12 protein-coding genes and 1 pseudogene are annotated in these 12,034 nt (G+C 70.9%); 7 read left to right on the forward strand and 6 right to left on the reverse strand.

Annotation, left to right across the window (positions count from 1 at the left end; translation table 11 throughout):
• Positions 1 to 609, forward strand: coding sequence for a TetR/AcrR family transcriptional regulator (locus tag ACIBH4_RS08350; protein ID WP_362763113.1), 609 nt, complete (start codon positions 1 to 3; stop codon positions 607 to 609).
• A gap of 71 nt (positions 610 to 680) precedes the next feature.
• Here the strand turns inward: ACIBH4_RS08350 and ACIBH4_RS08355 are convergent, their stop codons facing one another.
• Entirely contained in the window at positions 681 to 812 is a 132-nt protein-coding gene (locus tag ACIBH4_RS08355; RefSeq protein WP_362763111.1) for a hypothetical protein, read from the reverse strand.
• A 497-nt stretch (positions 813 to 1,309) separates the two neighbouring features.
• On the opposite strand from ACIBH4_RS08355, the pseudogene ACIBH4_RS08360 reads away from it, so the two are divergent.
• A pseudogene (locus tag ACIBH4_RS08360) lies at positions 1,310 to 1,498 on the forward strand (IS701 family transposase); the annotation flags it as partial.
• 68 nt (positions 1,499 to 1,566) lie between these two features.
• Here the strand turns inward: ACIBH4_RS08360 and ACIBH4_RS08365 are convergent.
• A complete protein-coding gene (locus ACIBH4_RS08365; RefSeq protein WP_362763108.1) occupies positions 1,567 to 2,712 on the reverse strand; it encodes an FAD-dependent monooxygenase in 1,146 nt (381 codons plus the stop codon).
• 58 nt (positions 2,713 to 2,770) lie between these two features.
• Between ACIBH4_RS08365 and ACIBH4_RS08370 the strand changes: the two genes are divergently transcribed.
• A complete protein-coding gene (locus ACIBH4_RS08370) occupies positions 2,771 to 3,373 on the forward strand; it encodes a TetR family transcriptional regulator (RefSeq protein WP_362763106.1) in 603 nt (200 codons plus the stop codon).
• Positions 3,374 to 3,425: 52 nt separating this feature from the next.
• Here ACIBH4_RS08370 and ACIBH4_RS08375 read toward each other — a convergent pair whose 3' ends face one another.
• Positions 3,426 to 4,229 carry an ABC transporter permease gene (locus tag ACIBH4_RS08375; protein WP_362763103.1) on the reverse strand — a complete coding sequence of 268 codons (804 nt, stop codon included), beginning with the start codon at positions 4,227 to 4,229 and terminating at the stop codon, positions 3,426 to 3,428.
• A 73-nt stretch (positions 4,230 to 4,302) separates the two neighbouring features.
• Positions 4,303 to 5,292 (reverse strand): ATP-binding cassette domain-containing protein, encoded by a 990-nt coding sequence (locus tag ACIBH4_RS08380; RefSeq protein ID WP_362502589.1) that lies wholly within the window; start codon positions 5,290 to 5,292, stop codon positions 4,303 to 4,305.
• Between the two features lie 100 nt (positions 5,293 to 5,392).
• Between ACIBH4_RS08380 and ACIBH4_RS08385 the strand changes: the two genes are divergently transcribed.
• The 3 genes from ACIBH4_RS08385 to ACIBH4_RS08395 are packed head-to-tail and all read left to right on the forward strand — an operon-like array spanning position 5,393 to position 8,750.
• Positions 5,393 to 6,535: a helix-turn-helix domain-containing protein gene (locus tag ACIBH4_RS08385; RefSeq protein ID WP_362763100.1), complete on the forward strand. Its 1,143-nt coding sequence runs from the start codon at positions 5,393 to 5,395 to the stop codon at positions 6,533 to 6,535.
• A complete protein-coding gene (locus tag ACIBH4_RS08390; RefSeq protein ID WP_362763097.1) occupies positions 6,532 to 7,164 on the forward strand; it encodes a transcriptional regulator in 633 nt (210 codons plus the stop codon). Before ACIBH4_RS08385 ends, ACIBH4_RS08390 begins: the two co-directional genes overlap by 4 nt.
• On the forward strand, positions 7,155 to 8,750 hold the full coding sequence (locus ACIBH4_RS08395) for a pyruvate, phosphate dikinase (RefSeq protein ID WP_362763094.1): 1,596 nt from the start codon (positions 7,155 to 7,157) through the stop codon (positions 8,748 to 8,750). Before ACIBH4_RS08390 ends, ACIBH4_RS08395 begins: the two co-directional genes overlap by 10 nt.
• A gap of 70 nt (positions 8,751 to 8,820) precedes the next feature.
• On the opposite strand, the gene ACIBH4_RS08400 is transcribed toward ACIBH4_RS08395, so the two are convergent.
• Together ACIBH4_RS08400 and ACIBH4_RS08405 are read right to left on the reverse strand one after the other, a co-directional pair.
• The gene (locus ACIBH4_RS08400; RefSeq protein WP_362502601.1) at positions 8,821 to 9,546 is read right to left on the reverse strand and encodes an alpha/beta hydrolase; all 726 of its coding nucleotides are present in this window, start codon (positions 9,544 to 9,546) and stop codon (positions 8,821 to 8,823) included.
• Positions 9,547 to 9,852: 306 nt separating this feature from the next.
• Positions 9,853 to 10,440, reverse strand: coding sequence for a histidine phosphatase family protein (locus ACIBH4_RS08405; RefSeq protein WP_362502604.1), 588 nt, complete (start codon positions 10,438 to 10,440; stop codon positions 9,853 to 9,855).
• Between the two features lie 381 nt (positions 10,441 to 10,821).
• Here ACIBH4_RS08405 and ACIBH4_RS08410 point away from each other — a divergent pair, with 381 nt between their 5' ends.
• Positions 10,822 to 12,018: a pentapeptide repeat-containing protein gene (locus tag ACIBH4_RS08410; RefSeq protein WP_362763091.1), complete on the forward strand. Its 1,197-nt coding sequence runs from the start codon at positions 10,822 to 10,824 to the stop codon at positions 12,016 to 12,018.
• Positions 12,019 to 12,034: the final 16 nt, after the last annotated feature.

Below are 12,034 nucleotides of genomic sequence, written 5' to 3' on the forward strand. Positions count from 1 at the left end.
ATGCCCCGACAGGTGGATCATGATGAGCGGCGGCGCCAGTTGACCGAGGCGCTGCTGCGCATCGCCAGCACCCGCGGCCTGCAGGCGGTGTCGATGCGTGAGATCGCCGCCGAGGCCGGGGTCTCGCTGCGCGTCGTCCAGTACTACTTCACGAACAAGCAGGCCCTGCTCGAATCCGGCCTCACCGAGCTGGGTGCCCGCATGGACCGCCGGGTCAAGCAGCGGGCCGCCGCTGCGGCGGGCGAGCTGACACCGCGAGGCGTTTTCGCCGCCGTCCTCGGCACGATCCTGCCCTTCGACGAGCAGAGCAAACTGGACTCCATGGCCTGGACCGCCTACTACACCGCCGCCCTCACCGACCCGGCGCTCGCCGCGGTCGGGCTCACCCTGCCCAACGCACTGGAAAACTTCCTCACCGTACGGCTGACCGCCGCACAGCAGGCCGGGGACATCGCCCCCGATCGTGACCCGCGTACCGAAGTCGCCAGCCTTCTGGCTCTTGCCAACGGCCTGACCTCCAGTGTCCTCAGCCGACAGCACAGCTACGAGGCCGCCACCAGGATCATCGACTACCATCTGGACCGCCTGTTCGGGCCGGCAGCGGCTTGACCCAGCGGGACCACTGCGGCTTGAACGGATCCAGCCGGGACGGCCGGCTGATCCGCGACGTCGCGCGTGGATCAGCCGGCGCGGTACTCCACCCATGCCCGGCAAGCCGTGGCGGTCCTCGCACGCTTCGCCCGCAGATGAGCCGGACCGACCTCGGCCAGGCGGGCGGCGAACAGGGCGCGGGCCGCAGCCAGTGCGGTCACCGCATCCACCGGGGCCGAACCCCACGCAGACACCTGGACAGCAACCCGCTCAGCCCCGGCAGGCGTGTGGCCGGCTGGGCAAAGGGCGGGCTTCCCGACCGAGCGGATCGTTACCACCCTGCGCAACACCTGCCAGGAGCTGACACCGCTGGAGGCCTGGCGGCTGGCTCCCGGCTGGTCACGCGCCCAAATCGTCGCCCTGTACCTCGCTGACGGACTACACCCACCAGCCCTGGTGGTGGGAGCTGCTCTCAGCGGTGGCCATGGGGCCGGGGTCTCGTCCCAAGGCCATTGCGGCGATCGCGCGAGCGGCATCGTGGGCTTGCCGCAAATCGGTCATGAGTGCTCCAGCCATAGACAGTGGTCTTGCCGGTGTTGTCGACTGAGCCGCGGTTGCGGCCACCATTGATCATCGTTTTGTGGAGGCAAACGATCACACGGCGGTCGCCGGGCACAGCGTAGACCCTGCCCGCCGGGAGGGGTCCTTCGAGGTTCCGATGTCTCGGATAGCGGGCCGGTTCGCGCGGGTAGAGCCCCGGCGCCGGGCAGCCGGCTTGGTCCGGGGCCGCTGTCGGACCTGCCGCGCAAAAACTGCTGGAGCATCGCCGAGTGGGCTGGGGAGGCCACTCCGGACGGCATGCGGCACCTGCCCGGCCGGGCCAAGTGGGATGCCGATGCCGTCCGCGAGCACCAGGTCAGCCGCTACACCTCCTGGTCCCGTCCAGAGGCGAAGATCACGATCTACGGCTGGAGTCTAGGCGTGCCAGAGGGCGGCGAGCTGCCGGGTGGCCAGCCGGGACGGTATGGCGCGCAGCAACGCGTCGCGTAGCCATCCGGCGACGCCGGTCTGGGAGGTCAGCCGCGACTGCCGGGACGCCGCCTGCATTATGCGGTTGGCACTGGGCCTGCGCTCTGCGTCGTAGCGCAGGAGCCGCTCGGCGACGTCCGCCGGCTCGGCGCCGGTCAGCTGGCGGGTCAGGGCGGCCGCGTCCTCGAAGGCCTGGCTGGCGCCCTGGCCGAGGTCGGGTGGCATGGCGTGCGCGGCGTCACCGAGGAGCGCGACCCTGCCGACCGCGTACGAGGGCAGGGGTTCGGCCAGGCAGGCGATCGGATCGACGTAGATGTCGGCGGGCGGGGTGGCCTCGATCAGCGCCGTGACCAGAGGGTGCCAGTCGGCCATCAGGGACAGCATCTGTCGGCGTGCCTCGCCCGCGCCGGGCAGCGAGCCGTGCAGGACGGAGTCGGTGAACCAGTACAGGCGGTCCTCGCCGACGGGGAACAGGCCGAACATCGCCCCGCTGCGGCGGTCGACCAACTGGCAGGCGAGCAGGTCCGTTTCCAGGCCGGTAGGGCGGGGCAGCATGCCGCGCAGGTCCATCCGGCCGGTCCGCCGCAGCCCGGGGTGGCCGGGAATGAGCTGTCCGCGCAGCTTGCTGCCGATGCCGTCGGCCGCGATCACGGCATCCGCTCTCGTGACGGGGCTGCCGTCACTGATCACGGTGACCCCGGTGGGGTCGGACTCCAGGCGCTCGACCGGGGTCGCGGTTCGTACCAGGTCGGCGGGCAGCGGAGCGCGTAGCGCCCGGTGCAGTTCCGCCCGGTCGATGAGGGCGGGCGTCCCGACCTCCTGCTGCGCCTGGATCGCATCGGTGACCAGCAGCGGCCGTCCGCGCCGGTCCCGCAATCCCGCGCGAGCGTCGATCATGACGTGCCCGCGAACGTCTTCGGCCAGCCCCAGCGCGTCCAGCGCGCGGAGCCCGTTGGGCATGACCACGATCCCGGTGCCCGCCTCCCGGAGCTCGGCGCCCCGTTCGAGGAGCGTCACCTCGTGGCCCAGGCGATGCAGCCCCACCGCGGCCGCCACTCCCCCGAGCCCGGCACCGACCACCACGATCCTCATGAGACCTCCTCACGATTCACTACGAACGTACTAGTACGTATATTGGTAACATGGTCGTATGCCGCCCACCAATCCGGCCCGTCGCCGGGCCCTGACCGATGCCGCCATCGCGCTGCTGGCGTCGTCGGGCGTGCATGGACTGACCCATCGCGCGGTGGAGAAGGAAGCGGACCTTCCGCCGGGAACGGCCTCGAACTACTTCCGCAGCCGGGAAGCGCTGCTGGTGGCCGCCGCGGAACGCGTCGTCGAGCTGCATCACGCCGACACCGACCGGGCCACCGACCAGCCCGCGACGCTGGCCGACCTGTTGACGGAATCGCTGCTCACAGCGGCGACCACCCTGCGCGACCGCTATCTGGCAATCTTCGAACTTCAACTGGAGGCCGTCCGCCGACCGGTGCTCGCCTCGGCGCTCGCGGGCCTGCAGGACACGTCGTTGCAGATCACCGCCGGGCACCACGGCAAACTCGGCCTCGCCATCCCAGGCGAGAAGATCCCCGCACTGATCGCGCTCTACGGGGGTGCGCTGTTCACCCTGGTCACCGCGCCGCCGGGGAGCGTCAGCAGGGACGTCGTCCAGGGCTTGGTCCAGGTCATCGTGCACGGCTGTGCCGTACACGATGAAAATCCTGAAACGGCACGGCAGGGCCGCCAAACCTAGCGCGGCTCCCGGGTGCGGGTCGGTGTTGGGGCTCCCGGGGGGGCGAAGTGGGTCATTGCTGGCGGCTGTAGGCGCGGATGGCCAGGGGGCAGAACACCACGAAGAGGGCCGCACACCAGATGAGCGTGGTGGTGACGGTGCCGCCGACCGGGGTGCCGTTGAGGAGGGCGCGGCAGGCGTTCATGGCGTGGGTGACGGGGTTGATCTCGGCCCAGGCTCGCAGCCAGCCGGGCAGGGTCTCGATGGGAGCGGCGAGGCTGGTGCCGAGCTGCAACGGCAGGAAGCCGATGAAGCTGATCGCGAGGACGGTGTCGGCGCTCCTGGCGAGGACGCCGAAGAACACGGTGACCCAGCTGAGGCAGAAGCCGAAGGTGATGGCGAGGCCGGCGGCGGCGAGGGCCGCGGGGAGACCGCCGTGGGCGCGGAAGCCGAGGAGCGTGCCGATGGCGAAGAGGATGGCGACGGCGAGCAGATAACGGACGATGTCTGCCAGTACGGAGCCGAGCAGGGGCGCGAGGCGGCTGATGGGCAGGCTGCGGAACCGGTCGGTGACGCCGTTCTTGAGGTCGAGGTTGATGTTGGTGCCGGTCGAGACCATCCCGGCGAGGCCGGCGCCCATGACGAGGATGCCGGGGAAGAGGTACTGGAGGTAGTCGGCGGTGGAGCCGGCCACGGAGCCGCCGAAGAGATAGAGGAAAAGCACCATGAACAGGGCGGGTGTGACGACCCCGTTGATGATCGGGCCGGGGTTGCGGGTGGTCTTGGCGAGGCTGCGGCCGGCGAGCACGAAGCTGTGCCGTAGCCAGGCGAAGGGCCGGGTGCGCGGTGGTTCGATGCTGGACACGGTGGCGGTCATCAGGCGGCCCTCGTCGGTTCGTCGGTGTGGTCGGCGGTGGTGGGTGCTTCGGTGCGCGATCGTTCGGTGGCGATCATCGTGCGGCTTTCTTCGGTTCGTCGGTGTGGTCGGCGGTGGTGGCGGAGGCGGCGGTGGGGGTTCCGGTCAGGGCGAGGAATACCTCGTCGAGGCTGGGCAGGCGCAGCGACAGCTCGGAGACGCCGATGCGGCGTTCGCGCAGCCGGGCGGCGATCTCGAAGAAGTCCCCGTCACCGGTGACGGGGACGACCAGCTCGTGGCGGATGGAGCGCTCCGGGGTCCGGCCGGCGACTTCGGCCAGGATGCGGGCGGCCGCGTCGGTGTCGGCGGGGTCGTTCGGCCGCACGGCGATGGTGTGCCCGCCGACCTCTCGTTTCAGCTCGGCGGGAGTGCCGGAGGCGATGACCTGTCCCTGGTCGATGACGGCGATGGCGTCGGCGAGGGCGTCGGCCTCTTCGAGGTACTGGGTGGTGAGCAGGACGGTGACGCCCTCCGCGCTCAGGCCTCGGATCATCTGCCACAGTTCGTCGCGTTTGCCGGGGTCCAGTCCCACCGAGGGCTCGTCGAGGAAGACCACCTCGGGGTGTCCGACCATGCTCGCGGCGAGGTCGAGGCGGCGGCGCATGCCACCGGAGTAACCGGCGACCGGTCTTTTCGCCGCGTCCTCCAGGCCGAAGCGGGCGAGCAGGTCGGTGGCGCGCAGGAGAGCCTGCGGTCGGGACAGGTCGAGGAGCCGGCCGATCATGACCAGGTTCGCCAGGCCGGTCAGCTCCTCGTCCACGCTGGTGTGCTGGCCCGACAGCGCGATCCGCCGACGCACCTCTGCCGGTCGGCGTACCACGTCGAACCCGGCCACGGACGCGCGTCCGCCGTCGGGGCGCAGCAGGGTCGCGAGGACGCGGATCACGGTGGTCTTTCCCGCGCCGTTGGGGCCCAGCAGGCCGAGCACCTGCCCGCGCGGGGCGGTCAGATCGACACCGTCCAGCGCACTGACCTTGCCAAATGCCTTGGTCAGCCCTTCGGTCTCGAACCCATGATCGCTCACCGTCACCATCCCTCATCCCGGTCGTCTCGCAACTCAGATGTTTTTAACATCTGAATTTTGAGAGTATCCTAATGCTGATGGTCCATGGAAAGGAACGGTGATGGTTCGACTGACTCGGGTGCAGCAGCAGGAGCGCACCCGGAGGTTCGTGCTGACGGCGGCGAGGGAGGAGTTCATCGAGCACGGCTACGCCTCGGCCAAGGTCGACCGGATCGCCGAGCGGGCCGACCTGACCCGCGGGGCGGTGTACTCGAACTTCCCGAGCAAGCGCGCGCTGTATCTCGCGGTGCTGATCGACATGGTCGAGAACGCCACCGCGGACGAGTCGCCGACGCCGCCACCACCGACGACGGCCGATGCGCTGGGCACGTTCGCCAGGACCTGGCTCGAACGGCTGCCCCTGGTCGGCGACACGGCCTCCGGAGGGCGCCTGCACCTGCGTTCGCTCGCCGGTGTCCTCGACGACGAGCGCGGACGCACGGTGCTGGCGCAGGTCGTCAGGGTGGAGGCGTTGCTGCTCGCCCTCGCACTGGAGGCGCGCGAACCGGCTCGCGCGATGCCGGTGCGGCACGTACGGCTCGCCGAGCTGGCACTGACGCTGCTGGACGGTTCGGGTCACCTGGCCGAGAGCGCACCGGGATTCGGCGACCCCTTCGACCTGGCACGCGCGTGTGAGCATCTGGCCGGCATCGATCTCGCCGATACCTGGACCCCGCCGTACCTGCCCTATGTCACTCCGGCGCGACCGTGCGAGGACGCGTGGGATCCGCCCACCGAACTCACGGATCGGATCAGCGGGAATCGGGTCGACCTCGGCGCCGACGGCCTGATCACGGTGCTGGGGGCCGGTCGTCTCGCCGCCACCGAGGAGGCCGTCCGTTCCGCCCGGCCCGGCGAGCAGGTGACGGTGGTCGTCGTCACGGACGACGCCGCCGAGACGGGCCGCCTCGTACGGCTCAGGATCACCGATCTCGTCGGCTGCCTGCGGCGGGTCTTCGCCCCCGATGCCTGGCAGCGCGTCCGGCTGGTCCTCGACGACGTCGCACTGGCGGCGTCGGCGATCGGCCTGACGGACCTCGACGACGAGACGGAGTCCGCCGTCCGCGTCCAGGGTGGCTCGATCGTCGCCCGAGCCCACGGACGAGGCGCCGCGTACGCGGCCTCGATCTCCGACGCCTCGCCCGCCGACGCCTCCACCGCCGACGCCTCGAACGACACACGGCCGAAGGGGTCAACGTCATGACCCGATCCGAGTCTCCCGCGACCGGCACCGGCCTGTCGGTGCTCCACGCCCTGCGTTGCAGCGGCGCCGCCGGTCTCACCCGCCTCGCCAACGCCACGGGACTCGGTGAATCCGACGTCGAGTCCGAGCTGATCGATCTCGCGGTCGCCGGTCTCGTCACGTATACGGGCGGCGACTTCGGCGGGTGGAGTCTCACCGACGTCGGCCGGGTCGTGAACGCCGAACGCCTCACCGCCGAGTTGGAGTCGGCCGGCGCCCGCGCCGCCGTGCAGGCGGCGTTCGACGACTTCCTCGTGCTCAACCCGGAACTGCTCGAACTGTGCACGGCGTGGCAGATCCGGTCCGTCGACGGTGTCATGACCGCCAACGACCACCGCGATCCCTCCTACGACGCCCGCGTCCTCGCCCGGTTCGTCGACTTCGACCGGCGGGCCGCCGTCGTCGGCGCCAAGCTGTCCGCGGCGTTGCCCCGATTCGGCCGCTACCGGACCCGTCTCACCGAGGCACTCGATCGCGCCGCCGCCGGCGAGTTGGAGTACGTGGCCGACGACTTCTCGTCGTACCACGTCGTGTGGGCGGAGCTTCACGAGGACCTGCACGCCACACTCGGGATCCCCCGATGGGTATGAGATGGGTTCGCCCGCTCTCCCCGAGCGTCGAGGAGACGGCGGAGACGCTGGGCGGCAAGGCACACGGCCTCCTGGTCCTGAGGCGTCTCGGGTTGCCGGTGCCTCCCGGGTTCGTCGTCACCACCCGGGCATGTCGCGCGTTCCTGCGCGACGGGCGTCTTCCCGACGGGCTCGACGACGAACTCGCGGCGGCCGTCGCCGACCTCGAAGCCTCCACCGGGCGCCGCTTCGGGGGATCACGGGCGCCGTTGGCGGTCTCCGTTCGTTCCGGGGCCGGGGTGTCGATGCCCGGCATGATGAACACGATCCTCAACCTCGGCCTCACGACCGCAGCCACGGCCGCTTTGGCGGCCGAGACGGGCGACTCGCGGTTCGCGCTGAACTCACGGCTGCGGTTCCTGGCCGGCTTCGCCGCCGCGATCACCAACGTGGACGACGGAACCCTCGGGCGAGGGACCGGCGACGAGGAGGCACGGATCGAGGCGGTCGAGGACCTCATCCGGCGACGATGGGGCCGGCCGATCCCGGACGACGCGGCGCGGCAGCTGGAGTCGGCGGTCGAGGCCGTGTTCTCGTCGTGGGACACGCCGCGCGCCAGAACCTACCGCGAGCTGCACGACATCCCGCACGACCTCGGTACGGCCGTGATCGTGCAGACGATGGTGTTCGGGAACCGCGATGAGCACAGCGGTACCGGAGTCGCGTTCAGCCGCGACCCCAACACCGGGGAGAACGTCCCGTTCGGTGAGGTGCTGTTCGGGCACCAGGGTGAGGACGTCGTCTCCGGCGGCTCACTCACCCGGCCCCTGCGCGAACTCGCCGGCCGGGAACCTGCGGTGTGGGCCGGCCTCCTCGACGCCCTGCGCCGGGTCGAGGGGCACTACCGCGACGCGTGCTATGTCGAGTTCACCTTCCAGGCCGGGGAGCTGTGGATTCTGCAGGTCCGGCCGGGAAGGTTCGTCGGGGGTGCCGCCGTCCGCGTCGCGACCGACCTCGCCGACGAGCGGGTGATCGGGCGGCAAGAAGCGCTGCTCAGGATCTCACCGCGGCATCTCCCGCACGTCCGCACACCCCGGATCGCGGGAACCGCCGACATCCTGGCCAAGGGAATCGGCGCCTGCCCCGGTGTCGCGGCCGGCAGGGTGGCGACCACCTCGGACGGAGCGGTGCGCATGGCCGCCGACGGCCCGGTCATCCTGGTACGGCCGGAGACCTCCCCGCACGACATGCGCGGTCTGGCGGCCGCCGCCGGGATCGTCACCGCCCGCGGCGGGCCGGCCAGCCACGCCGCGGTCGTCGCGCGGTCGATGGGAAAACCCGCTGTCGTGGGGATCGGCGACCTCGTCGTCGACGTCGCCGGCTCCTCGGTGCGAGCCGGTGGACGCACCGTCGGTGAGGGCACCCTCGTCACCATCGACGGGACCGGCGGCGAGGTCGCCCTCGGCAGTCCCGGTGTCGTCACGACCGGAGCCGACGCCCACCTGCGCCGGCTCCTCGAATGGGCCGACGAGGTGTCGGGCGACCACTCGGAACGCGACGAGGCCCTGCGCCTCGGCGCCGCCCACGCCGTACTCCGTCACGGCTAGGACTTCGGGTCTTCGGGTGGGCGAGAGCCCATGTGAGGAGCACCGGGGAGCCCGTCAAACGGCGGCGGTCCTATCCAAGGTGCCGGGCGAGGAACCTCAGTGCGGTGTCGGTTTCGAACGCGGGGACTCCCCCGTGGTCGCCGGGGTTGGCGTGCAGCGTCTTCTCGGTCGAGCCCAGGGCGTCGAACAGCGCCAACGCCTGGTCTCTGGGAACCCGCGTATCGTCCCACTGGAGCAGGAACTGCACCGGCACGGTGACCCGGGCGGCGCTCTCGGCCAGCCCGTGCACGCCGAGCAGGCCCAGCACCGCGGCGCGGATCCGGGGGTCGACGGCGAGGAGCGGCACGCCTAGCCCGCAGCCCATCGACACCCCCCAGTAGCCGACCGGACCTGCGCCCACGTGGTCGAGTTCCTGGACCGCGGTCAGAACCGCCTGCCAGTCGGCGACGGCCTCCTCTGCCAGCAGGTCGTGCATGGCCGCGACCAGCCCGGCCGGATTCTCGCCGGCGGCCATGCGGGCCCGCATGTCGCCCGCGAACCGGATGAACCGTTCGCTTTTCTGCCGCTCGCCGTGGTTGGGAGCATCGATCGCGGCGACGGCGAAACCTCCCTCGGCGGCGAACCGGTGCGCGCCGGCCAGGACGCCGGGAGCTCTCTTGTGCTGGCCGCCGCCGTGCCCCATCAGGATCAGCGGGCGGGATCCGGTGGCGCCTTCCGGCGTGAACAACACGCCGGGGATCTCGCCGAGGGTGAAGGACTGTTCGGTGACGCCGTCGGTCGACGTCTGAGAGGTCAAGCTGAAGCGCATGGCGTTTCGAAGCCTTTCGGGGTGCCTTGTCGGGCGCTCCCTAGACCATGCAGGGGAGGGAGCCCCGATCTGTCGTCACAGCGTTGATCGGTCTCACCTCCTTCGGTCGTAGTGCCGCACGGCGCCGCCGAACGTATCACACGGATCTCTGCCGGCAAAGGCCGCCCGACGCGGCACCAGACCGCTCCGGCGCGCCGGGCGACCGGCACGTCAGGGGGGTCACGAACGCTCCTCGCTCATCCCGCGCCGGTGGGCGCCCGGCAACACCGGGGACGGTCCTGGTCGATCGTGCGCTCAGGGCCGCGTGCCCGGCCCGAACCCCGTCCAGCGCAGGTCGGGCGGGAGGTGACCCATGTCGTTGTACAGCAGCACCGTCGGCGCCACGGCGTCGCGATACTCGATCGCCGTCAGTGCCGTGTTTCCGCAGTTCAGCCCCAGCCAGCGCACCGGTGGCGCGTCGAGGGCGTGCCGCAGCAGCCAGGCCACCGGATAGGCGTGGGTGACCAGGACCTCGTGGGTCTCGGTCTCCGCGGGGCGCGCGAACCTGTCGGTCAGCGCGTGCGCGAGGGCCGCGCCCGCGGCGGCCTCCTCGGCGTCGTACCCGTCGAAGAACCCCGCCCATGCGGGGGGCATCTCGTCCGGCACGTACGGCACGTGGTCGATCAGCTCGGCCGCTTCGCGCACGGCGACGCCCGGCAGCTGCTCGCCGACGATCTGGGCGGAGCGCACCGCCCGGGGAAGGGGCGAATGCCACACGACGTCGACGGGCAGGGCGGCCAGGCGCTTCCCGACCAGCTCGGACTGCCGCTGCCCGACGTCGGTCAACGTGCCGAACGCGTCCGCCGCGCCGTGCCGCATCACGTACAGGTGCCGAGTCGCCATCGTCAGCTCCCAGGTCTCGGGGTGTGGTGACCGGATCCTCGTACGGCTCCAACACGCCGCACGGCGAGAGCCGACGCTCGTCCTCGCAGCCCGGTGCGGACCTGCTCGGAGAGGTCCGAGCACACCGCATCTCGAATCAGCCGGACCATCGCGGCCCCCTTTCCCAGACAACGGAAATCAGGATACTGGTAAAATCCAAATGTCTTCAACATTTGAAAAACGGGAGGCGAAGGGCCCCGGAAGCGCGGGCCCCGCCGTCACGCGACGGAAGTGGATCCACCGGGGGTTGTCCACGAACCCCGGTGCGAAAGGTGCAAGTGGGTGTCTAGCGTGATGCAATGGTCCGCTGACACGATCGGGGCTGCTTTGAAGGAGGCTCCCGTGCGTCGTCCCATCCCCCTGGCTCTCATCGTCGCGATCTTCGCGCTCTCGGGGACAGTCATCTCTCCCGCCCAGGCCGCGGCCGGGCCGTGCAAGCCCGGTCAGGGCGTCAACCTGCGCGGCAAGGACTTCACCAGGGGCGCCCAGCTTCCCGCCACCCTGCGCTGCGCCGACCTCACCGGGGCGAAACTGAACGGCGTGGAGCTCATCCAGAAGGACCTCACCGGAGCGATCCTGCGCGGCGCCTCACTCAGGCAGGCCAACCTCACCCAGGCCACGCTGAAGTACGCCGACCTGCGGGGCGCCAACCTCACCGAGGCCGACCTGGGGCAGATGCACGCCGACCACGCCGACCTGCGCAAGGCGATCCTGGTCGACGCCGAGGCCGGGCAGGCGGAGTTCCCGCACGCGGACCTGACCGGGGCGAAGCTGACCAGGGCCGAGCTGACCCAGGTCAACTTCACCAACGCCAAGCTGGTCGACGCCGACCTGGAGGAGAGCACCCCCGGCCAGCTCAAGGCCCGCAAGGCCGATTTCACCAGGGCCAGGCTCCGCGAGGCCAAGATGAGCCAGGCGAACCTGCGCAACGCGACGTTCAAGGACGCCGACGTGAGTGAGGTCGAGTTCACCCAGGCCGAGCTTGACGGCGCCGACTTCACCGGCGCGCTGGTCGAGGCCGCGTCCTTCATCCAGGCCGACGACGTCGACCTCACCGGCGCCAAGGGCACCCCCACGGGCATCAGCGTCGCGGTGCCGACCTCGCTGCCCGACCTCGACATCTTCGGGGCCAGGGAGACGAACGCCCCGCAGGACGAACCCGCCCAGGGCGACGGCCCGTCCGTGGGACTCGTCATGGTCGTGCTCAGCGCGGTGGGCCTGGCGCTGACCGTGGTGGCCTGGGGTGTCAGCGCCCAGCGGCGGAGCCGGCGCAACGCCCGGTTCGCCCTGATGCGGAACGGCGCGGAGGAGGACATCACCCGGCTGGGCGAGGAGATCGACCAGCTCGACTACGAGTTCCAGGTGAGCGGACGCGGCGGCATGACCGCCGACCGCGACTGGCGCCTCGCCCTCGACGCCTACGAGGCGGCCAAGCAGGCCCTTCTCGTCGCCCGCCGCGAGGAGGAACTGCACTTCGTGGCCCGCGCCGTCCAGGACGGCAGAGCCGCCCTCGCCCGCCTCCGCCCCCGCGTCCACTGACACCGTTCGACGGGAC

Source organism: Streptosporangium sp. NPDC050284 (assembly GCF_044459525.1).
Lineage (GTDB): Bacteria > Actinomycetota > Actinomycetes > Streptosporangiales > Streptosporangiaceae > Streptosporangium.